This window comes from Nocardioides jiangsuensis (assembly GCF_019679455.1).
Taxonomy (GTDB): Bacteria; Actinomycetota; Actinomycetes; order Propionibacteriales; family Nocardioidaceae; genus Nocardioides_C; species Nocardioides_C jiangsuensis.
Window position 1 is genome coordinate 940,880 of record NZ_JAIEZQ010000001.1, and the last position, 23,142, is coordinate 964,021.

At 74.3% G+C, this 23,142-nt stretch carries 20 protein-coding genes; 7 read left to right on the plus strand and 13 right to left on the minus strand.

Features of this window, described 5'->3' with window-relative positions:
* Positions 1-86: 86 nt before the first annotated feature.
* A complete protein-coding gene (locus K1X13_RS04405; protein WP_221023780.1) occupies positions 87-2,237 on the minus strand; it encodes a HelD family protein in 2,151 nt (716 codons plus the stop codon).
* Between the two features lie 213 nt (positions 2,238-2,450).
* On the opposite strand from K1X13_RS04405, the gene K1X13_RS04410 reads away from it, so the two are divergent.
* Positions 2,451-3,878, plus strand: coding sequence for an MFS transporter (locus tag K1X13_RS04410; RefSeq protein ID WP_221023781.1), 1,428 nt, complete (start codon positions 2,451-2,453; stop codon positions 3,876-3,878).
* On the opposite strand, the gene K1X13_RS04415 is transcribed toward K1X13_RS04410, so the two are convergent.
* The 8 genes from K1X13_RS04415 to K1X13_RS04450 are packed head-to-tail and all read right to left on the minus strand — an operon-like array spanning position 3,862 to position 13,974.
* Complete coding sequence (locus K1X13_RS04415) at positions 3,862-4,608, minus strand: enoyl-CoA hydratase-related protein (RefSeq protein WP_221023782.1); 747 nt, start codon at positions 4,606-4,608, stop codon at positions 3,862-3,864. The genes K1X13_RS04410 and K1X13_RS04415 overlap by 17 nt on opposite strands.
* Before the next feature lie 24 nt (positions 4,609-4,632).
* The gene (locus tag K1X13_RS04420) at positions 4,633-5,814 is read right to left on the minus strand and encodes an acyl-CoA dehydrogenase family protein (RefSeq protein WP_221023783.1); all 1,182 of its coding nucleotides are present in this window, start codon (positions 5,812-5,814) and stop codon (positions 4,633-4,635) included.
* Positions 5,811-7,850 (minus strand): ATP-binding protein, encoded by a 2,040-nt coding sequence (locus K1X13_RS04425; RefSeq protein WP_221023784.1) that lies wholly within the window; start codon positions 7,848-7,850, stop codon positions 5,811-5,813. The genes K1X13_RS04420 and K1X13_RS04425 overlap by 4 nt, the downstream gene beginning before the upstream one ends.
* 8 nt (positions 7,851-7,858) lie before the next feature.
* Positions 7,859-9,412: an acyl-CoA carboxylase subunit beta gene (locus K1X13_RS04430; RefSeq protein ID WP_221024576.1), complete on the minus strand. Its 1,554-nt coding sequence runs from the start codon at positions 9,410-9,412 to the stop codon at positions 7,859-7,861.
* 35 nt (positions 9,413-9,447) lie between these two features.
* Complete coding sequence (locus K1X13_RS04435) at positions 9,448-10,590, minus strand: acyl-CoA dehydrogenase family protein (protein WP_221023785.1); 1,143 nt, start codon at positions 10,588-10,590, stop codon at positions 9,448-9,450.
* Positions 10,587-12,446 carry an acyclic terpene utilization AtuA family protein gene (locus K1X13_RS04440; protein WP_308249392.1) on the minus strand — a complete coding sequence of 620 codons (1,860 nt, stop codon included), beginning with the start codon at positions 12,444-12,446 and terminating at the stop codon, positions 10,587-10,589. Before K1X13_RS04440 ends, K1X13_RS04435 begins: the two co-directional genes overlap by 4 nt.
* Positions 12,443-13,324 carry a TIGR03084 family metal-binding protein gene (locus K1X13_RS04445; RefSeq protein WP_221023786.1) on the minus strand — a complete coding sequence of 294 codons (882 nt, stop codon included), beginning with the start codon at positions 13,322-13,324 and terminating at the stop codon, positions 12,443-12,445. The genes K1X13_RS04440 and K1X13_RS04445 overlap by 4 nt, the downstream gene beginning before the upstream one ends.
* Positions 13,321-13,974: a TetR/AcrR family transcriptional regulator gene (locus K1X13_RS04450; RefSeq protein WP_308249393.1), complete on the minus strand. Its 654-nt coding sequence runs from the start codon at positions 13,972-13,974 to the stop codon at positions 13,321-13,323. Before K1X13_RS04450 ends, K1X13_RS04445 begins: the two co-directional genes overlap by 4 nt.
* Positions 13,975-14,092: 118 nt before the next feature.
* On the opposite strand from K1X13_RS04450, the gene K1X13_RS04455 reads away from it, so the two are divergent.
* Both K1X13_RS04455 and K1X13_RS04460 read left to right on the plus strand, forming a co-directional pair.
* Positions 14,093-14,584 carry a GNAT family N-acetyltransferase gene (locus tag K1X13_RS04455; protein WP_221023787.1) on the plus strand — a complete coding sequence of 164 codons (492 nt, stop codon included), beginning with the start codon at positions 14,093-14,095 and terminating at the stop codon, positions 14,582-14,584.
* A 75-nt stretch (positions 14,585-14,659) separates the two neighbouring features.
* Positions 14,660-16,084, plus strand: coding sequence for an MFS transporter (locus tag K1X13_RS04460; RefSeq protein ID WP_221023788.1), 1,425 nt, complete (start codon positions 14,660-14,662; stop codon positions 16,082-16,084).
* On the opposite strand, the gene K1X13_RS04465 is transcribed toward K1X13_RS04460, so the two are convergent.
* The gene (locus tag K1X13_RS04465) at positions 16,014-17,420 is read right to left on the minus strand and encodes a flavin-containing monooxygenase (RefSeq protein WP_221023789.1); all 1,407 of its coding nucleotides are present in this window, start codon (positions 17,418-17,420) and stop codon (positions 16,014-16,016) included. The two genes, K1X13_RS04460 and K1X13_RS04465, sit on opposite strands and share 71 nt — an antisense overlap.
* A 90-nt stretch (positions 17,421-17,510) precedes the next feature.
* Here K1X13_RS04465 and K1X13_RS04470 point away from each other — a divergent pair, with 90 nt between their 5' ends.
* Both K1X13_RS04470 and K1X13_RS04475 read left to right on the plus strand, forming a co-directional pair.
* Positions 17,511-18,104 (plus strand): acetoacetate decarboxylase family protein, encoded by a 594-nt coding sequence (locus K1X13_RS04470; RefSeq protein ID WP_221023790.1) that lies wholly within the window; start codon positions 17,511-17,513, stop codon positions 18,102-18,104.
* A 116-nt stretch (positions 18,105-18,220) separates the two neighbouring features.
* A complete protein-coding gene (locus K1X13_RS04475; protein ID WP_221023791.1) occupies positions 18,221-18,598 on the plus strand; it encodes a VOC family protein in 378 nt (125 codons plus the stop codon).
* A gap of 22 nt (positions 18,599-18,620) precedes the next feature.
* Here K1X13_RS04475 and K1X13_RS04480 read toward each other — a convergent pair whose 3' ends face one another.
* Complete coding sequence (locus tag K1X13_RS04480) at positions 18,621-19,370, minus strand: SDR family oxidoreductase (RefSeq protein ID WP_221023792.1); 750 nt, start codon at positions 19,368-19,370, stop codon at positions 18,621-18,623.
* A gap of 11 nt (positions 19,371-19,381) precedes the next feature.
* Positions 19,382-20,047: a histidine phosphatase family protein gene (locus tag K1X13_RS04485; RefSeq protein WP_221023793.1), complete on the minus strand. Its 666-nt coding sequence runs from the start codon at positions 20,045-20,047 to the stop codon at positions 19,382-19,384.
* Between the two features lie 166 nt (positions 20,048-20,213).
* Between K1X13_RS04485 and K1X13_RS04490 the strand changes: the two genes are divergently transcribed.
* Both K1X13_RS04490 and K1X13_RS04495 read left to right on the plus strand, forming a co-directional pair.
* Positions 20,214-21,824 (plus strand): phytoene desaturase family protein, encoded by a 1,611-nt coding sequence (locus K1X13_RS04490; RefSeq protein ID WP_221023794.1) that lies wholly within the window; start codon positions 20,214-20,216, stop codon positions 21,822-21,824.
* A complete protein-coding gene (locus K1X13_RS04495; protein WP_221023795.1) occupies positions 21,821-22,306 on the plus strand; it encodes an SRPBCC family protein in 486 nt (161 codons plus the stop codon). The genes K1X13_RS04490 and K1X13_RS04495 overlap by 4 nt, the downstream gene beginning before the upstream one ends.
* A gap of 7 nt (positions 22,307-22,313) precedes the next feature.
* Here the strand turns inward: K1X13_RS04495 and K1X13_RS04500 are convergent, their stop codons facing one another.
* Entirely contained in the window at positions 22,314-23,042 is a 729-nt protein-coding gene (locus tag K1X13_RS04500; protein ID WP_221023796.1) for a DUF2786 domain-containing protein, read from the minus strand.
* Between the last annotated feature and the right edge of the window lie 100 nt (positions 23,043-23,142).

Genomic DNA, 23,142 nt, shown 5'->3' on the forward strand with positions numbered 1-23,142 from the left:
ATCAGCGGCGGGTACGGCGTCCGCCCACGTCTTACCTCCCGGGAGCCGGGCGGCGACGTCCCGACGGGCGCGGACGGTCGCCCCGGTCAGCCGGCGGAGACGGTGACCATCTGCTGGGTGGCGCGGGTGAGCACGACGTACAGCGTCGCGCGTCCGGTCGCGGACTCCGACTCGATCTCCTGCGGCTCCACGACGACGATCCCGTCGAACTCCAGGCCCTTCGTGTCGAGGCCGGTCAGCACCGCGATGCGGGCGTCGGCGCCGCCGAGGCGGTCCTCGCCGAGCTCGTCCCAGGTGTCCAGCCAGCCCTGCACGGAGGCGCGCCGGGCCGCCGGCACGACGATCCCGACGGTGCCCTCGACGGCGCCGGCGAGCCCCACGACGGCCGCGCGGACCCCCTGCTCGAGGTCGTCGACCCGCCGCTCCTCGGGGTCCAGCCCCGTGGAGCGGACCGCGTTCGGCAGGTCGGCGTCGAGGCCCACCCGGGCGGCGTACGCGGCGGCGAAGTCGTAGATCTCCTTGCTGTTGCGGTAGTTCGTGGAGAGGTGGAACTCGTGGCGCGGCTTGTCGCCGAGCGCCTCCTCGCGGGCCCGGCTCGCCTCCCGCGGGACCGGCCACGACGACTGCGCCGGGTCGCCGACGATCGTCCAGCTGGCGGCGCGGCCGCGACGGCCCACCATCCGCCACTGCATCGGGGTCAGGTCCTGTGCCTCGTCGACCAGCACGTGGGCGTACCCGTCGTCCTCGGTGCGGACCGAGGTGCGCGGGCCGGTGGCGTACTCGCGGTCGGACACCGTGGTGACCTCCGGCCGTCCCTCGTCTACGAGGTGCGCGAGCGGGTCCGGCTCGTGGTCGCGGTCGTGCTCGTGGCTCTCCGGGACGTCGCCGAGCTGGTAGCGCAGCTCGTCCAGCAGCGCGACGTCCTCGACCGAGTAGTCCCGGGCGCGGTCGCCGGCGCCGCTCCACGACTTCGAGAGCAGCGCGATGTCCTCCTGCGACACGACGCCCTCGCCCACCCGGGCCAGGAGGTCGGGGTCACGGAGCCAGCCGAGGACGTCGGTGGCGTCCAGGGCCGGCCACCAGGCGCGGGCGAACTCGACGAAGTCGACATTGCCCATCATCGTGTCGACGAACTCCTCACGACCGCGGTCGCGGCCACGCTCACCGCGCACCTGGCGCCACATCGCGTCGACCAGCGCGGAGAACACCCGCGGCAGCTGCCGGTTGCGCTTGCCCCCGGACAGCAGCTGGCGGCGCAGCGCGGACAGGTCACGCCCGGTCAGCACGATGGTGTCGTCGCGGTAGAACACGCGGAAATCGCGGGGCGCGCCGGGCACCGCCTGCCGGGCGGTACGGCGCATCAGCTCGGCCATCCGCGCCGCGCCCTTGACGTCCGCGACCGCGGGGTCGTCGTGCCGCGTGCCCTTGACACCGTCGACGACCTCGCCGAGCGAGCGCAGCGCGACCGCGGTCTCGCCCAGCGAGGGGAGCACCCGCTCGATGTAGCGCATGAAGACGCCCGAGGGGCCGACGATGAGCACGCCGCCGCTCTCGTACCGGCGCCGGTTGGAGTAGAGCAGGTACGCCGCCCGGTGCAGCGCGACCACGGTCTTGCCGGTGCCGGGACCGCCCGAGATCGACACGACGCCGCGGCCCGGCGCCCGGATCGCCTTGTCCTGCTCGGCCTGGATGGTCGCCACGATCGAGTGCATGGACCGGTCGCGGGCCCGGGAGAGCTGCGCCATCAGGGCGCCCTCGCCGACCACGACGAGGTCCTCGCCGCGCTCGGCGTCGAGCAGGTCGTCCTCGACGGCGACGACCTTGTCGGCGGCGCAGCGCAGCACCCGGCGCCGTACGACGCCCTGGGGGTCGGCCGCGGTCGCCTGGTAGAACACCGCCGCCGCGGGGGCGCGCCAGTCGACGAGCATGGAGTCGCGGTTGTCGTCTCGCAGGCCGATCCGGCCGATGTAGCGCGGGCCATCGGCGGCGTCGCCCAGGTCGAGCCGGCCGAAGACCAGCCCCTCGTGCGCGGCGTTCAGCGTGGCCAGGCGCTTGGCGGCCTGGAAGACCATCGCGTCGCGCTCGACCAGGCCCCCCTCGTGCCCGAGCCGGCCGCGGCCGTGGCCCTCCTTGGCGAGGGCCTCGGCGTTGCGCGCCGACTGCTCCAGCTGCCGGTAGACCCGGTCGACGAACTCCTGCTCGTGAGCGATCTCCTGCTCAGCGATCTCTGCGGACAAGCGGTTTCACCGTCTCCTCGACGTCCTGGTGCGCTTTCCCGTCGTTGGAAAAAGCGAGTCGTCAACTCTACCCCGGCGCTGGGGGGCTCCCGGACCGTTTTCCGGCTGTTCCCCCGCGAGGGCGTCCGAGGGTCGTTCCTTCGCCCCTCCGCTGGGGACATCGGCCGCGTCGGGCTTGACCTCAAGTGAGCTTGAACTTGCAGCATCGTCGCCATGACGACCACAGCCGCACCGGCTCCCCCGACCCCTGCCCCGACCACGTCCGCGAGCCTGTTCCGCGGGCCGCACCTGCCCCTCGCACTCGGCGCGGTCGCCCTGGTCACGCTCGGCGCCTTCGAGGCCCGGGCGGTGAGCACCGCGCTGCCGTCGATGGTGCGCGAGCTCGACGCGGTCGGGGCGTTCGGGGTGGCCGCCGCCGCACCGGCCGCGAGCTATCTCGTCGCGCTGGCGGTGACCGGCCTGTGGGCGGACCGCCGGGGACCCGTGCCGCCGCTGCGTCTCGGCATCGCGACGTTCGCGCTCGCCCAGCTCGTCGTCGGCCTGGCGGTGTCGATGCCGGTGGTGGTGGTCGGCCGGCTGCTCGGCGGCCTGGCCGAGGGGCTGCTCGACGTCGCGCTGATGGTGCTGGTGGCGCGGACGCTGCCCGCGGAGCTGCGGCCGCGGATGTTCTCGCTGTTCGCCGCGGCGTGGATCCTTCCCTCGGTGCTCGGTCCGGTGGTCACCGGCGTGGTCACCGAGCAGGCGGGGTGGCGCTGGGTCTTCCTCGGGGCGCTCGCCCTCCTGGTCCCGGCGTGGCTCCTGCTGCGGCCCGCCGTACGCCTGGCCGCCGCCGAGCCGGCCCGTGACCCGTCGCCGGACGCGGCCGCCCGGCCGGAGCGGGCGTTGGTGCCCTGGGCGGTGACCGCGGCCGCGGCCGTGCTCGTGCTCACGGTGGCCGGTGAGCAGCTCGACTCCCGCACCGGCCCGGCGCTCCTCGCGATCGCCGGCGGGGCCGCGCTGCTCGCGGCGAGCGCGACCCGGGTCCTCCCCGCCGGGACGCTGCGTGCGGAGCGGGGCATACCGGCGGTGACCCTGGTCCGCAGCCTCACCGGCGCGGCGTTCAGCGGGGTCGGCGCGTTCCTCCCGCTGCTGCTCACCGTGCTGCACGGGTTCCCGCCCTCGCTGGCCGGCGTCAGCCTGACGATCACCGGGGTGACGTGGGCGGCCGGGTCGTGGGCCCAGGGCCGGGACCACACCGTGCCGCGGGTGCTCGTGCTGCGCGCCGGGCTGGCGCTGATGAGCACCGGGCTCGCGGTCACCACGCTGCTGGCCTGGCCGGGCCTCACGCCCTGGGTCGGCCTCGCCGGCTGGTGCGTGGCGGGGCTCGGGATGGGGCTGGCCTCGCCCTCGCTCTCGGTGCTCACCCTCGACCTGTCCGCCGACCACGAGCAGGGCCGGAACAGCAGCGCCCTGCAGATGGCCGGCTCCACGAGCATGGCGCTGACGCTCGCGGCGGGTGGGACGCTGCTCGCGCTGTCCGCGCCCGACCCGGGACCGCTCGCGTTCGGCTCGACCCTGCTCGGTGGCTTCCTCGCGGCTGTGACCGGGCTGCTGGTGGCGGGCCGGGTCACGCCGCGGGCGGCGGTTACTTCCGGCGGTTGAGGAAGGCGGTCATCGCGGCCTTGGCCTCGTCGGAGCCGAAGAGGCGGGCGGAGAGCTTCGCGAGGTCGTCGCCGTGCCGGTCGATCCGGTCGACGAGCGGCCCGCCGAGGAGCTGCTTGGTCTCCCGCAGGCCCTGCGGGTTGCCCTTCACCAGCGCCGCGCACACCTGGCGCAGCTCGAGGTCGAGCTCGTCCTCGGGGACCGCCTTGGTGACCAGACCCATCTCGGCGGCCGAGGTGCCGTCGAAGACCTCGCCGGTGAGGAAGGTCAGCGCGGCCGACCGGTCGGTCATCCGGGGAAGCACGCTGAGCGAGATCGCGGCGGGGGTGAGCCCGAGCCGCACCTCGGTGAAGGCGTACGTCGCGTCGTCGGCACTGAGCGCGATGTCGGACGCGGCCACGATCCCGATGCCTCCGGCGCGGACGTTGCCGTGCAGCCGGGTCACCACCGGCTTGGCCAGGGTGGCGATCCGGCGCTGGAGGTCGACGAGCACCCCGGCCGCCTGCTCCATCCCGTCCGCGCTGGCCTCGGACAGGTCGGCCCCGGAGCAGAAGGTGCGGCCCTCCGCGCGGACCACCACCACCTTCACCTCGTCGTCGGCCTCGGCGGTCGCGAGGTGCGCGACGAGCTCGCTCACCAGGCCGCGGGACAGGGCGTTGCGGTTGTGCTGTGAGTCCAGGGTCAGCGTGGCGACGCCCTCGGCGACGTCGTAGTGCACGAGCTCGGTCATGTGGCTCCTCGGTAGGACGGCGGGTCAGTAGGACTTGGGCAGGCCGAGCGAGTGCGACCCGACGAAGTTCAAGATCATCTCGCGCGACACGGGGGCGATCCGCGTGGCCCGGGCGGCGACGAGCAGGCCGGCCATTCCGTACTCGGTGGTGATCCCGTTCCCGCCGTGCACCTGCACCGCCCGGTCGGCCGCGGCACAGGCGGCCTCCCCCGCGGCGTACTTCGCCATGTTCGCGGCCTCGCCGGCGCCGGTGTCGTCCCCCGCGTCGTACAGCGCGGCGGCCTTCTGCGTCATCAGCCGGGCCAGCTCGATCTCGATCTTGGACTGCGCGAGCGGGTGCGCGACGCCCTGGTGCGCGCCGATCGGGGCACCGAAGACCTCGCGGCCCTTGACGTACTCCGTGGCCTTGTCGAGGGCGAAGCGGCCGATCCCGGTGGCAAACGCCGCGGCCATGATCCGCTCGGGGTTGAGGCCGGCGAAGAGCTGCGCGATCCCGGCGTTCTCGTCGCCGACCAGGGCGTCCGCGGGCAGTCGGACGTCGTCGACGAAGAGCGTGAACTGCCGCTCGGGGCTGACGATCTCCATGTCGATCGGCTGGTACTCCAGGCCCTCGGCGTCGGTCGGGACGACGAACAGGGCGGGCTTGAGCCGGCCGGTGCGCGCGTCCTCGGTGCGGGCCACCACCAGGACGGCACCGGCCTCGTCGACCCCGGAGATGTAGATCTTGCGGCCCCGCAGCACCCAGCCGTCACCGTCGCGGCGGGCGGTGGTGGTGATGTCGTGGGAGTTCGAGCCGGCGTCGGGCTCGGTGATCGCGAACGCCATCGTGAGCGTGCCGTCGGCGATGCTCGGCAGCCACCGCGCCTTCTGCTCCTCGGTGCCGAACCGCGAGATCACGGTGCCGCAGATCGCCGGCGAGACCACCATCATCAGCAGCGGGCAGCCCTGCGCGGCGAGCTCCTCACAGACCGCGGCCAGGTCGCCGATCCCACCGCCCCCACCGCCGTACTCCTCGGGCAGGGCCACCCCGAGGTAGCCGTGCTTGCCCATGTCGAGCCACAGGTCGGTGGTCTTCTCGCCGTTGCGTGCCTGGCGCACGAAGTACTCCCGGCCGTAGCCGGAGGCGAGCTTCGCCACCTCCCTGCGCAGGCTCCTCCGCTCGTCGGCCTCGGTGAACGGGACGGTGGTGTCGGTCTCGGCGCTCATGCCTGGTCTCCTTCGGACGGTGCTTCCCGGGGGTGTACGACGGCCAGGACGGCCCCCGCTGCGACCTGGTCCCCGACGGACACGGGGAGGTCGGTGACCGTGCCGTCGTACGGCGCGGCCACGGTGTGCTGCATCTTCATCGCCTCGAGCACGAGCACGGGCTGGCCGGTGGCCACGGGCTGTCCCTGCTCCACGGCCACCCGGACCACGCTGCCCGGCATCGGCGCGAGGAGCGAGCCGGTCGCGACCTGGTCCGCGGGGTCGACGAACCGGGGCAGCCGGGTGAGGGCGACGTGGCCGTGCACCGAGTCGACGTCGACGACGTCCCCGCGCACGGAGACCTCGAAGGCGGTGTCCACCCCGTCGACCTGGAGGGTCACCCGGTCCGGGGCCACCCGGACCGCCCGGACGCTGGTCGCGCCGAGGGCAGGTGCGTCCTGGTGCGCGAACCGGTAGCCGTCGCGCCCGGCGTACCACTCGACGTCGAGCACGTCGTCGTCCGCGGTCCGCGAGCCGTCCGGGTAGCCCTCGACGAGCCGTGTGACCTGGGGCTGTGACGCGACGTTGCGCCAGGCGGCGGGGACCCGCCGCTGCACCCGCCGCCCGGCGGCGTGCCGCTCGGCCAGTGCCAGCGCGGCCGCGTGGGCGCTCACCTCGGCCGGGTCGACCGCGCCCCGGCCGCGGTGGGCCCCACCCCGCGCTCGCAGCTCGTGGCGCTCGAAGAAGTCCGTGCTCACGTCGCCGCTGACGACGGCGTCGTGCCTCAGGACCTCGACGAGCAGGTCGCGGTTGGTCCTCAGCCCGTGGATGCGGGCACGGGACAGCGCGCCCGCGAGCCGGCGAAGTGCCTCCTCACGGGTCGGTGCCCAGGCGACCACCTTCGCGAGCATCGCGTCGTAGTGGGTGCCGACCTCCGAGCCGGTCTCGACGCCGGAGTCGAGCCGGAGGCCGTACGACGCCGGGTTCGCGAACCTCGCCGAGACCCCGGGGACGTCGAAGCGGGTGAGCCGGCCGCTCTGGGGCTGCCAGCCGGCGGCGGGGTCCTCCGCGTAGAGGCGCACCTCCACCGCGTGCCCCCGCGGCGCGTCGGCCGGGGCTTCCAGCGTCCGCCCCTCGGCCACGGCGACCTGCAGCGCCACGAGGTCCGTGCCCGTGACCAGCTCGGTGACCGGGTGCTCCACCTGGAGCCGGGTGTTCATCTCCAGGAACCAGAAGCGGTCCCCGGAGAGCAGGAACTCCACCGTGCCCGCGCCGACGTAGTCGATCGCCTCGGCGGCCCTGCGCGCGGCGTCGTGCAGCGCCGCCTGCGTCTCCCGGGAGAGGCCCGGCGCCGGGGTCTCCTCCACGACCTTCTGGTGGCGACGCTGGATCGAGCAGTCGCGCTCGCCGAGCACGAGCACGTGGCCGTGGCCGTCCCCGACCACCTGCACCTCGACGTGCCGGCCGTGCTCGACGTACGGCTCGCAGAAGACCGTCGGGTCGCCGAAGGCGGAGGCGGCCTCGTGCGCGGCGAGCTCGACCTGGCTCGCGACGTCGGCTAGCGCCCGGACGACGCGCATGCCGCGGCCGCCGCCGCCGGCGGACGCCTTGACCAGCAGCGGCAGGTCGGCCTCGGTCGCCGAGGCGGGGTCGACCTCGCCCAGCACCGGGACGCCGGCCTTCTCCATCAGCTTCTTGGCCTCGACCTTGGAGCCCATCGCGTCGATCGACTCCGGCCGGGGGCCGACCCAGGTCAGCCCGGCGTCGCGCACCTGCCGGGCGAAGTCGGCGCTCTCGGAGAGGAAGCCGTAGCCGGGGTGGACCGCGTCGGCGCCGGCGTCGCGGGCCGCCCGGACCACGAGGTCGCCGCGCAGGTAGGTCTCCGCCGGGGTGTTCCCGGGCAGCCGCACCGCGACGTCGGCCTCCCGCACGAACGGCAGGTCCGCGTCGGCGTCGGAGAACACCGCGACGGTCTCGATGCCGAGCGTGCGGCAGGTCCGGAACACCCGGCGGGCGATCTCGCCGCGGTTGGCGACGAGCAGTCGTCGGATCGTCATCTCACCCCTCACATCCGGAAGACGCCGAAGCGGTCGGTGCCCTCGATCGGGCAGTTGTCGATCACGGACAGGGCGATGCCGAGGACGGTGCGCGTGTCGCGCGGGTCGATCACCCCGTCGTCGTACAGGCGGCCGGAGAGGAAGAACGGCAGCGACTCCGCCTCGACCTGCTCCTCGACGTACGCGCGCAGGCCCGCGTCCGCCGCCTCGTCGTACACCTCGCCCTTCGCCTCGGACGCCGCGCGGGCCACGATGGAGAGCACGCCGGCGAGCTGCTGCGGACCCATCACCGCGGACTTCGCCGACGGCCAGGTGAACAGGAACCGCGGGTCGTACGCCCGCCCACACATGCCGTAGTTCCCGGCACCGTACGAGGCGCCCATCATGATCGAGATGTGCGGCACGGTGGAGTTGGAGACCGCGTTGATCATCATCGCGCCGTGCTTGATGATGCCGCCCTGCTCGTACTCCGCACCGACCATGTAGCCGGTGGTGTTGTGCAGGAACAGCAGGGGTACGTCGACCTGGTTGGCGAGCTGGATGAACTGCGCCGCCTTCTGCGCCTCCTCGGAGAACAGCACGCCCTGCGCGTTGGCGAGGATCCCGACCGGGTGGCCGTGCACCCTGGCCCAGCCGGTGACGAGCGACGTGCCGTAGAGCGGCTTGAACTCGTCGAAGGCGACGCGGTTGCCGGGGCCGGCCCCGTCGCAGACCCGCGCGATGACCTCGCGGGGGTCGAACGGCTCCTTGAGGTCCTCGGGGATCAGGTCGAGCAGGCCCTCGACGTCCTCGTCCGGCTCCGCGAAGTCGTCGTGGTCGGCGGGACGTGCCTTGCGCCAGTTGAGGCGGGCGACGATCCGGCGGCCGATGCGCAGCGCGTCGTGCTCGTCCTGGGCCAGGTAGTCGGCGAGGCCGGAGGTGCGCGCATGCATCTCCGCGCCGCCGAGCGACTCGTCGTCGGACTCCTCGCCGGTGGCCATCCTCACCAGCGGCGGACCGCCGAGGAAGACCTTGGCCTGCTCCTTGACCATCACCACGTAGTCGCTCATGCCGGGCACGTAGGCGCCGCCGGCCGTGGAGTTGCCGAAGACCAGCGCGACGGTGGGGGTCTTCGCGGCCGACGCCTTGGTGAGGCCGCGGAACAGCTCGCCACCGGGGATGAAGATCTCCTTCTGGCTGGGCAGGTCCGCGCCGCCCGACTCGACGAGGTTGACCGTGGGCAGCCGGTTCTCGCGCGCGATCTGCGCGGCCCGGAACAGCTTCTTCACCGTCCACGGGTTGCTCGCGCCGCCGCGGACGGTGGCGTCGTTGGCGATCACCATGCACTCGACGCCCTCGATCACGCCGATCCCGGTGACCACCGAGGCGCCCACCGTGTACTCCGACCCCCAGCCGGCGAGCGGGCTCAGCTCGAGGAAGGCCGACCCCTCGTCGACGAGCAGCTCGATCCGCTCGCGGGGCAGCAGCTTGCCGCGGGCGTGGTGCCGGTCGACGTACTTGGGGCCGCCGCCGGCCACCGCCCTGGCGTGCTCCTCGTCGAGGGCGGCGAGCTTGTCGAGCATCGCGGCGCGGCGCGGGCTGACGTCCGGCGGGGCGGTCACGGGGTGTACCCCAGCAGCCGCGCGGTCAGGTCGTTGAGCACTTCGGTGGCTCCTCCTCCGATTCCGAGGATCCGGGCGTCGCGGTAGTGCCGCTCCACCTCGGTCCCGTGCATGTACCCGGCGCCGCCGTGGAGCTGGACGGCCTCGTCGACCACGAAGGCGCACGCCTCCACCGCGAACGCCTTGGCCTGCAGCGCCTCCGCGACCGGGTCCTCCCCGGCGGCGTACCGGCGGGCGACCTCGCGGGTGTAGGTCCGCGCGACGTCGACCCGGCGGTGCATCTCGACGAGCTTGTGCTGCACCACCTGGCGCGAGGCCAGCGGCCGGCCGAACGTCTCCCGCCCCTTCGCGTGGTCCACGGTCAGCGCCAGGGCGCGCGCGGCGATGCCGTAGCCGTGCACCGCCAGCGCCAGCCGCTCGGCGACGAACTGCTGCGCGATCAGCGCGAACCCGCCGTCCTCGGCGCCGACCAGGTTCGCCGCGGGCACCCGCACGTCGGTGAAGGAGAGCTCGGCGGTGTCGGAGCAGTGCCAGCCCATCTTCGCCAGGGCGCGGGTCACCTCGAAGCCCGGCGAGCCCTTCTCCAGGACGAGCAGGCTCACCCCGCCGTACCCGGGCCCGCCGGTGCGGACCGCCGTGGTCACGAAGTCGGCGCGGACGCCGGAGGTGATGAAGGTCTTGGCGCCGTTGACGACGTAGGAGTCCCCGTCGCGCACGGCGGTGGTGCGGATGTTCGCGACGTCCGAGCCGCCCCCGGGCTCGGTGACCGCGAGCGCGCCGATCGTCTCGCCGGCCAGGGTCGGCCGCACGAACCGGTCCACCAGGTCGGGGGTGCCGGCCGCCACCATGTGCGGCAGGGCGATCCCGGAGGTGAAGAGCCCGGCCAGCAGGCCCGAGCTCGCGCCGGCCTCGGCCATCGCCTCGCTCAGCGCCAGCGAGTCGAGGAACGTGCCGCCGCTGCCGCCCTGCTCCTCCGGCACGCCGAGGCCGAGGAAGCCCTGCTCAGCCGCGGCGAGGTGCAGCGCGCGCGGGACCTCGCCCGCGTCCTCCCACCCCTGCAGGTGCGGCGCCACCTCGCGCGCCACGAACGCCCGCGCGCTCGTGCGCAGCGCCTCCTGCTCGGGGCTGAAGAAGCTCACAGCAGGTCCCCCGTGATGCTCACGTGCCGCGACCGGAGCCACTCGCCGAGCGCTTTGCCCTGCGGGTCGAACCGGGTGGACGCGGCGACCCCCTCGCCGAGCAGCCCGTGGACGACGACGTTGACCGCGCCCAGGTTCGGCAGCGGGTACACCTCGACGTCGAGGCCGGCCGCCTCCGGGAGCAGCTCCTTGACCCGCTCCGGGGTGACGAACTTGGTCAGCCAGGCGGTGCGCTCCTCGGCCTTCTGGCTCCGGTCGACCCACAGCCCGATGTTCGCGTCGCCGCCCTTGTCGCCGCTGCGGGCGTGGACGAACGTGCCGAGGGGGAGGCGGCGGGTGACGGTGTCCGGCGGGGCGCTCTCGGCGACCTTCGCCGCTTCCGTGGCAGCGTCGGGCGCGGCCGCTGCGGGTGCGGGCGCGGCCGCTGCGGCCGGGCTGCTCGACGGGGCCGGCCGGCCCATCCGGCCTGACCCGACCACGGTCGGGCCGGCCCCGTCGCTCCGCCCGTCCGCTGGCGGGACGGCGTCCCCGCCCCCACCACTCGTCGCCTCGTCGGGGATGTGCTCGGTGGAGCCGTCGGGGTGGACGACGGTGTGGGTGACCTCGGCGCGGGGGACGAAAGCGGGCCGGTAGACGCCGTACGGGGTGGCGGGGGCCGGCGGGGCGGTGAGGGTGAAGCCCGGGTACGACGCCAGGCCGAGCTCGACCGCGGCGGCGGTGAACGTCCGGCCGACCACGTCGGGGCTCCGGTCCGCGACCGAGCAGCGCAGCCGGCAGCTCGCGGCCTCCTCGGTCGCGGCGTCCTCGCGGTCGGTGCGGGCGAGGGTCCAGGTGACCGAGGCCGGTGGGTGCGCGGCGAGCGCGGCGTCCATCTGCATCCGGACCCAGTCGGCCTTGGCGTCGATGTCGAGCCCGACCAGGACGAACTCGACGGTGTTGCGGAAGCCGCCGAGCTCGTTCACGCAGACCTTGAGCCGATCCGGCGGTGCCTCACCGCGGACGCCGGAGACCCGCACCCGGTCCTCTCCGTCCGGGGTGAGCTCGACGGTGTCGAGCCGGGCGGTCACGTCGGGGCCGAGGTAGGCCTGGGCCTGTACCTCGTAGACCAGCTGCGCGGTCACGGTGTCGGTGGTGACGGTCCCGCCGGTGCCGTCGTGCTTGGTGATCACGCTGCTCCCGTCGGCGGCGATCTCGGCGAGGGGGAAGCCGAGCGGCGTGGGGTCCGGGGCGAACGCGCGGAACCCGGAGAAGTTGCCGCCGGTGGCGTGCGCCCCGCACTCGATCACGTGGCCCGCCACCATGGCACCGGCCAGCTCGTCGTACGCCGTGCGCTCCCAGCCGAAGTGCGCGGCCGCGGGCCCGACGACCACCGAGGCGTCGGTGACCCGGCCGGTGACCACGATGTCCGCCCCGGCGCGGAGGGCGGCGGCGATGCCGAACGCGCCGAGGTAGGCGTTCGCGGTCAGCGCGCCGGTGAAGCCGAGGTCGGCCGCACGGGGCATCAGGTCGTCGCCGTGCACGTAGGCGATCCGGGGCGCGAGGCCGAGCGCGGAGGCGGTCTCGCGCAGCCGCTCGGCGAGCCCCGAGGGGTTCAGGCCGCCGGCGTTCGACACCAGCTTCACCCCTCGCTCGAGGGCGAGGCCCATGCACTCCTCGGCCTGCCGGAGGAAGGTGCGGGCGTAGCCGAGGGTGGGGTCCTTCATCCGGTCGCGGCCCAGGATCAGCATGGTGAGCTCGGCTAGGTAGTCGCCGGTGAGCACGTCGAGCTCGCCGCCCTCGAGCATCTCCCGCATCGCGGAGAGCCGGTCGCCGTAGAAGCCGCTGCAGTTGCCGACCCGCAGCACGTCGGCGCTCACGGCGTTCCCGCTCCGGGTCCGCCGACGCCCGCGCCGCCGGGAGCACGGCCCGGCTCCCGGCCGGCACCCGGCGGGCCCGCGAACGCCTGCGCGATGTCGAGCCACCGGTCCGCGTCGGGCCCGGCGGCGACCAGGTCGAGGTCGGCGCGGTTCCGGCGCTGGGTGACGAGCAGGCAGAAGTCGTACGCCGGCCCCCGGACCGTCTGCGCCGCGTCCTCCGGCCCGTAGGCCCAGGTGCCGCCGCCCGGCGCGACCAGCTCGACCCGGAACTCCCCGCCCGGCGGGGTGAGCCGGTGCACGGAGAAGGCGAAGTCGCGGGTACGCACGCCGAGGTGCGCCACGTGCCGGATCCGGTCGGTCGGCGCGGCCGGCGCCCCGAGTGCCTCGGCCACGTCGAGCCCGTGCGCCCAGGTCTCCATGAAGCGGGCGGTGGCCATCGAGGTCGCGCTCATCGGCGGCCCGAACCAGGGGACCCGCTCCCCCTCGGGCAGCGCGGCGAGCGTGGCGGCCAGCGCCGCGCGCGAGGCGCGCCAGCGCGCGAGCAGGTCGGCGGGGTCGGCCTCGGCACCGTGCGCGGCCGCCGCGTCCACGAACCCGCCGGGGTCCTCCAGCGCCCCGACGACCACCGCCTCCCAGGCCGCCTTGTCGGTGGCGGCGGTGACCGCGACCTCGTCGGTCCACGCCAGGTGGGCCACCTGGTGGGCGACGTCCCAGCCGGCGGCCGGGGTCGGGGTGCTCCAGCCGGGCGCGGCGAGGTCCGCGACGAGCGCGTCGAGCGCGTCGCCCTCCGCGGCCAGGTCCGCGAGCACCCCGGCGAGCCGGGAGTCCGGGCTCCGGGGCGTGGCCGTCGGGGCGGTCGGTCGGGCCTGGGACGTCATCGGGTGGCCTCCTGCGGCGGGGTCTGCGGGGTCAGCCGGTCGTCCAGGACGCGGGCCCACTGGTCGAGGATCCGGCCCCGGCGGGCGGCGTCGTCGCTGATCGTGTTGGCCAGTCCGAGCCCGCGGGCCAGGTCGAGGGTGGCCTGCACCAGCTCGCGGACCCCCGGCTGACCCTCGTCGGCGCCGAGCAGCTCGACGGTGCGCCGGTGGATCTCGCGGCCGATCCGCTGCTCGAGGGGGCCGACCGCGGCGTTCAGGTTCGGGTCGGTGCGGGCCGCGACCCAGAGCTCGAGGGCAGCGGTGAACACCTGGCTGGTGAAGTGCTCGGCGAGCATCTCCAGCACCGCCCGGGTGCGGCGCGGCCCGGTCGGCAGCCGCGTGGCGGCCTCGGCGAGCTCCTGCCCGCGGACCTCGCTCAGGTGCTCGACGGCGGCGAGGACCAGCGCGTCCTTGGTCGGGAAGTGGTGCAGCTGCGCGCCGCGGGAGACGCCGGCCCGCTTCGACACCAGCGTGGTCGACGTACCGCTCCAGCCGCGCTCGACCAGCAGCTCGACGGTGGCCTCGAGCAGCCGCTGCCGCATCGCCCGGGTGCGCTCCCCCTGCGGGACCCGGACGCGCTCGTCGGCGCCGGGGGCGGGGGTGGTCGTCACGTGCCCATCGTGGCCGGACACCAACAAACAGTCAAGCCTGACTTTTTCTTGCCGTGGTACGGCGGCCGCCGCGACGTCCGTACGGCGCCCGGGCCCGCGTGCCTGGCAGGATGGGGGAATGTTCCGCGAGGCCACCGAGCGCGACCTGCTGCCGCTCATGGAGCTCGAGCGGGAGGCCAACCGGTCCGCGCTCGCCCATGTCTTCCCCGCCGAGCGCTACCCGTTCCCGGCCGACGACGTGCTCGCGCGCTGGCGGCTCGTGCTCGACGAACCCTCCGCCGAGGTGCTCGTCGCCGACGATCCCGACGACGACGCGGACGGCCTGGTCGCCTACGCGGCCTACGACGACGACACCCTGCGCCACCTCGCGGTGCGGCCCGACCACTGGGGACGCGGCCTGGCCACGGCGGCGATCGAGACCGTCCTGCACGCGATGGACCTGCGCGGGAGCACGGCCGCCTCCCTGTGGGTGCTCCAGGAGAACCACCGGGCCCGCCGGTTCTACGAGTACCTCGGCTGGCGGCCCACCGACGAGGTGCGCGAGGCGCCCTGGCCGCCGTACCCGCTGGAGATGGTCTACACCCGGCTCATCGTGCAGTCCGAGCGCTGACCCGGACGCCCCGGCTGCGGCATCCTGGAAGACCCGGCCGGTCCGTGGCCGGGGCGCCGGACTGCGGAGGTGCGCATGGCGGAGCTGCTCGCCGCGGCCAGCCCGCGCGGGCGCGGCGTGCTCACCGCGACCGTGCTCGGCTCGGGCATGGCGATGCTCGACGGCACCGTGGTCAACGTCGCGCTGCGGCGCATCGGCACCACGCTGGGCGCCTCCGTGGCAGAGCTGCAGTGGGTGGTCAACGCCTACATGCTGTCGCTGGCCTCGCTGATCCTGGTCGGCGGCGCGCTCGGCGACCGGTTCGGCCGGCGCCGCGTGTACATGGTCGGGGTGACCTGGTTCGCGGCCGCCTCGGTGCTGTGCGGGCTCGCCCGGACCCCCGAGCAGCTGATCGCGGCCCGGCTGGTCCAGGGCGTGGGCGCCGCGCTGCTCACGCCGGGCAGCCTCGCCCTGATCCAGGCCTCGTTCCGGCCGCAGGACCGGGCCGCGATGATCGGCCGCTGGGCCGGGCTCGGCGGGGTCGCCGCCGCGGTCGGCCCCGTGCTCGGCGGCTGGATCGTCGACAACGCCAGCTGGCGCTGGATCTTCTGGATCAACGTCCCGGTCGCCGTCGTGGTGCTCGTGCTGTGCCGGCGCTGCGTGCCCGAGTCGTGCGACGAGCAGGTCGACCGCGGCTTCGACGTCCCCGGTGCGGTGCTCGGCGCGGTCGGGCTCGGGGCGCTGACCTACGCGCTGATCGAGGCGCAGGAGGTGGCCGCCGGGTACGTCGTCACCGCGGCGGCCGTGGGTACGGCGTCCCTCTGCCTGTTCGTGCTGCGCGAACGGCGCGCGCCCCACCCGCTGGTGCCGCTGCACCTGTTCCGGTCCCGGGTGTTCTCGATCGCCAACGCGATGACGCTGCTGGTCTACGGCGCGCTGGCCGCGATGCTGTTCTTCCTGGTCCTCCAGCTGCAGGTCAGCGCCGGGTACACCCCGCTCCAGGCGGGCTTCGCCACCGTCCCGCTGACCGTGGTGATGCTGCTGCTCTCCTCCCGCTCCGGGGCGCTGGCCGGCCGGATCGGGCCGCGGCTGCAGCTCTCCGCCGGACCGGTCATCTGCGCGGCGGGGGCGCTGCTGCTGCGCGACGTGGGCGCGGGCACGTCGTACCTCACCGGGGTGCTCCCGGGGCTCCTGGTCTTCTCGCTGGGGCTGGTCGCGCTGGTGGCGCCGCTGACCGCGAGCGTGCTGGCCACCGCGCCGGACCGGCTCGCGGGTACCGCCAGCGGGATCAACAACGCCGTGGCCCGGACCGGGTCGCTGCTCTCGGTCGCGGCGCTGCCGGCGGCGGTCGGGATCACCGGCGCGGACTACCGCAGCGCCGAGGCGTTCACCGCCGGCTACACCGAGGCGCTGCTCGTGTGCGCGCTGCTGCTCGCGGCCGGCGGGGTGGTCAGCCTCGTCGGGCTGCGAGGCGTGCCGCGGCCCGCGCCACGAGTCCCCGCGCCGGCGCCGTCCCGCTGACCCGGGCCCGCGACGCCGCGCGCTCGCGCTCGATCTCGGCGCGGTACTTGTGGAAGTCGACCTGGATCGTGTGCCGCTTCGACGCGACGTAGCGGCGGCGCAGCTGCTCGTCGTACCTCGCGATCTGGGCGCGCATCTCGTCGTACGACGGGAGCGCCCCCTCGCCGGCGACGAGGTCGCCCACCCACTCCGCCTGGGCCTCGGCGAGCGGCATGATCGCGCCGAGCGGCTGGATCAGCCCGACGAAGTACAGGCCGGGGTGCTCGGGGTCGACCACCCGCCGGTACAGGTCGACGTGGTTGTCGGCGGCGGTGACCACCGTGTCGTCGAAGAACGGGAAGGTCACCTTGTAGCCGGTGCAGTAGACGACCGTGTCGACCTCGGCGGCGGTGCCGTCCTCGAAGAAGACCTTCGACCCCTCGAACCGGTCGATGTTCGGCTTCACGGTGATGTCGCCGTGACCGAGCCGGGTGAGGAGGTCGTCGCTGACCGTCGGGTGGGCGTGCAGCACGGCGTGGTCGGGCTTCGGCAGCCCGTAGTCGGTGACCCGGCCCTGCGCGACGCGCAGCAGGGCCGCCATCGCGAGCTGCTGGACCTTGAGCGGGCCGCGGGCGAGGGCGGAGTCGGTCAGGTGGTCGGTGGGCACCCCGAAGACGAACTTCGGCACGATGTGCGCCCCGCGGCGCATCGCGAGGAACGTCTCGTCGGCGGTGCGCGAGGACTCCACCGCGATGTCGCAGGCGGAGTTGCCGATGCCGAGCACGAGCACCCGCTTGCCGGCGAAGATCTCGGGGGTCTTGTAGTAGTGCGCGTGCAGCTGGTCGCCGGGGAACGTCTCGGCCCCGGGGAACGACGGCTCGGGCCAGCGCGGGTCCCAGTGGTGCCCGTTGGCGACCACGACGTTCTCGTAGCGGCGCACCTCCGGCTCCGAGGGCGTCCCGGCCTGGTCGCGGCTCCGCAGCGTGACGTCGTACCCGCCGCCCTCCGCCGCGGGCACCGGCACCACCTTGACCACCTCGGTGCGGAAGGTGATCTTGTCGCGGAGGCCGAAGTGGTCGACGAAGGCGTCGAAGTACGCCGCGATCTGCCAGTGGCTCGGGTAGTCGGGCAGGTCGTCGGGCATCGGGTAGGCGCGGTACTCCATCAGCTGCCGCGACGTGTTGATGTGCAGCGACCGGTAGGCCGAGCTCATCCGGTTGTCGTTGTCGTAGCGCCAGTTACCGCCGACCTCGCTGCCGATCTCGAAGCAGTCGAAGGGGATGCCGCGCGCGTGCATCACCTGCGCGGCGGTGATCCCGGACGACCCGGCTCCGATGATGCAGACCCGTGCGTGCATGGGGTGAGGACCTTTCGGCGAGACGCCCGGTGGCGTGGAGGGGTCTCAGGTTGTCATATCGGCGCAAGCCCGGCGGTCTATTGTTCTCGGGTGCCGTTCCCCTCTCCGCCCTGGAACCTGCAGGGAGACCTGTGGTGCTCGCTCTTCGCGGTGCGCACCGGCACCGAGGACCGCCCGGCCGGGTTGTACGGCGCCGCCTTCGTCGACTACCGCGAGGGCGGGGTGCTCTCCTACCAGGAGCTGCTCGTGGCCCGGCTGGTGCGTGACGGCGCGGTCCCCCGCGTGCACGTCACCGACATCTGGGTGAACACCGCGCCGTCGCGCGACGGCGGCCGGACGCTGTGGGCGATCCCGAAGGAGCTCGGCGACCTGCACGTGCGCGACCGGCGGCTGTGGCCCGCGGCGCGGACGGAGTGGAGCGCGCACGTCGCGGGGACCCCGATCGCGGCAGCCACCTTCGCGGGGACGCCGGGGGTCGGGCTGCGGACGCCGTACGTGTTCACCCTCCTGCAGCAGCGCGAGGACGGTACGCCGGCGGTGACCAAGGTGTCCGGGACCGCGCGGAGCCTGCCGTGCCTCGGGTCGTGGCGCTTCGGCACGGACGGGCCGCTGGCGTGGATGCACGGGCGGCCCGCGGTGGCGTCGTTCCGGATGAGCGACTTCCGGATGACCTTCGGCGCCTGAGCCGCCCGCCGACCGTCGCGTCCCGGCAGGGTTTTGCCGCCGACCCGTCGTCACCCGGCGGCTCCGGGGTCTACGGTCGAGAGGTCAGGGCGTACGGCGGACTCCAGGAGGTCGTGATGAGCGGTCGGGTGGTGCACTTCGAGATCCCGTTCGAGGACGGGGACCGGGCCAGGTCGTTCTACGAAGGCGCGTTCGGGTGGCGGATGACCCCGCTTCCGGACATGGGCTACACGCTGGTGATGACCGGGCCGACCCCGGAGCAGGGGCCGCCGAGCGAGCCCGGGTTCATCAACGGCGGCATGATGAAGCGCGAGGCCCCGTTCGGATCGCCGGTCGTCACCGTCGACGTCGAGGACATCGACGGCGCGCTCGAGTCGATCGAGAAGCTCGGCGGCACGACGGTGATCGCGAAGCAGACGGTCGGTGACATGGGCTTCACGGCGTACTTCAAGGATCCCGAGGGGAACCTGATCGGGCTCTGGCAGACCGCCTGAGCCCCCCACGGCGACGCCTGCCTCAGCCCATGAGCCTTCTGGCCAGCGGCAGCGGGAGGTGGCGCATCGCGACACCGAGCGGCACCCACGGCCACGCCGGGACGCGGGCGTGCGGCTTCTCCTTCTCGATGGCCTCGACCATCGACCGCACGCCCTTCTCGGTGGACACCATGAACGGGGCGTTCTTCACGCGCTCGTTCATCTCCGACCGGATGTAGCCCGGGTAGATCACCGAGACGGCGATCGGGCCGCCGGCCAGCTCCGCCCGCAGCCCCTCGGCGAGGTGCGCGACCCCGGCCTTCGTCGCGGCGTACGTGGTCACCGTCCTCGGCATCCCGCGCATCGCGGACATGGACGAGATCATCACGAGGTGGCCGGCGTGCTGGGCGCGGAAGATCTCCATCGCGGCCTCGGTCTGCGCCAGCGCGGCGACGAAGTTCGTCATCGCGGTCGCCTTGTTCGCGTCGTAGCCGCCGGTGCCGATCGGGGCGCCCTTGCCGAGCCCGGCGTTCACCACGACCCGGTCGATCGTGCCGAAGTCGGCCTGGAACGCGCGGAACACCGCGAAGACCGCCTCGTCGTCGTTCACGTCGAGCGCGCGCACCTCGAACCGCTGGCCCGGGTGCCTGGCGACGAGCTCGGCCCGCAGCGCGTCGAGGCGGTCGGTACGGCGCGCGCACAGGGCGAGGTCGTGGCCGAGCGCGGCGAACTGGCGCGCCATCTCCTCGCCCAGCCCGGAGCTCGCGCCGGTGATCAGGATCGTCTTGCGCATGCCAGGGGCTCCTACCGGTAGGTGATGTGGCCGCCACCCGCGGCCTCGAGGTGGCTGTGGTCGTTGAAGCTGACCAGGGTCGCGCCGCGACGCCCGACGACGATCTTGGTGACCGAGGAGTTCACGGTGACCGGGTTCAGCTGGGTCCACAGGTCGGCGCCCCCGGCGAGCAGCGACGCCGCGACCCAGGACACCGGCCCGCCGGAGGTGAGCACCACCGCGGTCTGCTTGGGCTCGAGCCGCTCGACGGTACGGCGCAGCGCGGCGTCGACCCGCGCGCCGAAGGCGGTGAACGACTCGTCGTAGTCCTCGTCGTAGGCGCCACCGGTCCAGCGCAGCGTGGCCTCCTCGAACCAGGCCTGGAACTGCTCCCGGGTCAGCTCCTCGCCCTCGCCGTACGCCGGCGGGTGCATCGCGAGCATCTGCACGTGGTCGAACTCGTTCCAGCCGTCGTCGACGACCACGTCGGCGGCCCAGCCCGCGCCGGCGACGGCCTGCTCGGCAGTCTGCCGGTGCCGCCGCATCGCGCCCCGCACGACCAGGTCGGGGACCACCCCGCGGGCCGCGAGCGCCTCGCCGAGCAGCCGCGACTGCCGTTCGCCGAGGTCGGAGAGCACGTCGTAGTCATCGCTGCCCCACGACGCCTGGCCGTGGCGGACCAGCAGGACCTGGCTCATCGGTGGTTCCTCTCGCTCGGTTCCCCGGACCGCCGCGGTCCCGGCCGAGCAGGCTCCGGCGGGCGGTCCGTGCCCCGACCCTAGGGGCTCCCCGGTCCGCCGTCGGCAGCAGCCCGGCCCCGCCGGGGTCTGGCGTAGCGCCGGGGAAAGGGGGTACGACGGTCGCATGACCCGCACCGACGCCGTCGTCATCGGCAGTGGACCCAACGGCCTCGTCGCGGCCAACCTGCTCGCGGACGCGGGTTGGGACGTCGTGCTGCTCGAGGCGCAGGACGGGGTCGGCGGCGCCGTCCGCAGCGACTCCGGGGTGCGGGACGGCTTCGTGCACGACACGTTCAGCTCGTTCTACCCGCTCGCGGCGGTCTCGCCGACGATCCAGCGGCTCGGGCTCGAGCGGCACGGGCTCGCCTGGTCGCACGCGCCAGCGGTGGCCGGCACGCCGTTCGCCGACGGCAGCTGGGCGCTGCTGCACCGCACCGCCGAGGAGACCGCCGCCGGTCTGGACGCCCTGGCGCCCGGTGACGGCGACGCCTGGCTGGAGCTGTGCCGCGGCTGGGACGCGATCGGCGACCAGGTCGTCGGCGCGCTGCTCTCCCCGTTCCCGCCCGTCAGGAACGGCCTGGGTGCGCTCGCGAAGGTCCGGGCGGCGGGCGGGCTCTCGTTCCTGAAGCTGGCGCTCTCGCCGGCCCGGAGCGTCGCGGACCGGTACTTCTCCGGCGACGGCGCCAAGATGCTCCTCGCCGGCAACGCCGCCCACGCCGACATCTCCATGGACGCGCCCGGCTCCGGGATGATGGGCTGGATCCTCATCATGATGGGCCAGCAGGCGGGCTTCCCCGTCCCCACCGGCGGCGCCGGCATGCTGACCGCGGCGATGGCACGCCGCTTCGAGACGGCCGGCGGCACGGTCCGGCTCGGCTGCCGCGCCACCGAGGTCGTCGTTCGCGACGGTCGGGCGGTCGGCGTACGCACCGAGCACGGCGACGTGGTCGAGGCCACGCGGGCGGTGGTCGCCGACGTGGCGGCGCCCGCGCTGTACGGCGGCCTGGTGGCCTGGCACCACCTCCCGGACCGCCTGCGCCGCCGGATGCGCGGGTTCGAGTGGGACCCCGGCACGGTCAAGGTCGACTGGGCGCTCGACGGGCCGGTCCCCTGGCGCCACCAGCCCGACAAGACGCCGGGCACCGTGCACCTCGGCGAGTCCGTCGACGAGGTGGCGCTGGCCGGCGCGCAGGTCTCCGCGGGCGCCGTACCCGAGCGGCCCTTCGTCCTGGTCGGCCAGATGGCCGCCGCCGACCCCACCCGGGCCCCCGCGGGCGCGGAGTCCGTGTGGGCCTACAGCCACGTCCCGCAGCAGGTCCGCTCCGACGCCGGCGGGGCCGGGATCCGCGGGGTGTGGGACCACGACGACGTCGAGCGGATGGCCGACCGGATGCAGGCCCGGATCGAGGAGTACGCCCCCGGCTTCGGCGACCGGGTGCTCGCGCGCAGGCTGCTCGGGCCCCGGGAGATGCAGGAGCGTGACGAGAACCTCGTCGGCGGTGCGCTCAACGGCGGCACCGCGTCGCTGCAGCAGCAGCTGGTCTTCCGGCCCGTCCCCGGGCTCGGCCGCGCGGAGACCCCCGTGCCGGGGCTCTACCTCGGCTCGGCCTCCGCCCACCCGGGCGGCGGGGTGCACGGGGCCTGCGGCTCCAACGCCGCCCGCGCCGCACTCGCCCACGACCGTGTCCGGCGGCTCCGCCCCGGATCCCGCACGACCCAGGAGGGAACCCCATGAGCACCACCACCCGTGTCATGCACTGCACCCCCGAGGACGTGTTCGACGTGCTCACCGACGGCTGGAGCTACGCGACCTGGGTGGTCGGGGCGGCCCGGATCCGCGAGGTCGACGAGGACTGGCCGGCCGTCGGCACCCGGATCCACCACTCCGTCGGTGCCTGGCCGGTGCTGATCAGCGACACCACCGTGGTCGAGGAGGTGGACGCGCCGCACCGGCTCCAGCTGCGGGTCAAGGCGTGGCCCACCGGCGAGGGCCGGGTGATCCTCACCTGCACCCCACAGGGCGACGACACCGAGGTGACCATCGAGGAGCGCGCGGTCTCCGGGCCCGCCACCCTGATCCCCACCGCGGCGCAGGACTTCATGCTGCACCAGCGCAACGTCGAGGCGCTGCGCCGGCTCGGCTACCTCGCCGAGAGCCGGGCCCGCGGGCACGAGGACGACGGCGACGTGGCACGCACCCGGCCCCAGGGCGGCTAGGCCGGACTCAGCCGGCGACCTGCCCGCGCGAGCGTCGGGTCACCCGGGTGCCGCCGAGGTCGGCGCGCTGCCCGGCGATCCACCCGGAGCGTCCGCCGCTGCCCGACAGCGTGCGGCCGGCCGCCTTGCCCAGGGAGGGGTACTCCTCCTCGACGGCCTGGCTCACCGCGAGCGACCGGTCGGCGAGCACCAGGGCCACCGACCTTCCCCTGGTCGCGGCCGACTCGGCGTGGGTCTGGGCACGGTCCTCGGCCTCCGCGAGCCGGCGGCTGACCGCGGCGGTGAACCCCGCGAGCCAGGAGCGTCGATAGGCCGCGACGTGCTCGCCGTACGGCACCGGGGTGCGTGCCAGGGTGCTGGTCGCCTGGAGCAGCAGGCTCGTGTAGAGCACCTCGGCCCGGACCAGGTCCGAGTCGTAGCCGAACAGGTGGAGCGAGATCTGCTTCTCGCCGTCGACGTACCGCACCCGCTGCACCGCCCGGCACCGCAGCCGGTAGGCGACGCTGCTGAGCAGCCCGGCCTTGTCCAGCGCGTACGGCGGGTCGAGCAGGACCACCCGGTCGCCGACCACGTCGGACCCGGGCTCGGTCTGGGCGAGCAGGGCCCGGTCGATGCCGTAGGCCGCGACCAGCTCGGCCGCCTTGGCGGTGTAGGTCTCCGCCTCCTCGGGCGTGGCCGCCGGGTCCTCCGCCTTGGCCAGGATCTTGCGGACCTTGGCGAGGATGTCGTCGCTCATCGCGTGCCCCTTGTCGTCGTGCTCCCGGGTCGTCGCGCCGTCGCACCCACGGCGCTGTGACGACCCTCGCACCGGGGACGGACAAACACGAAACCCCGGT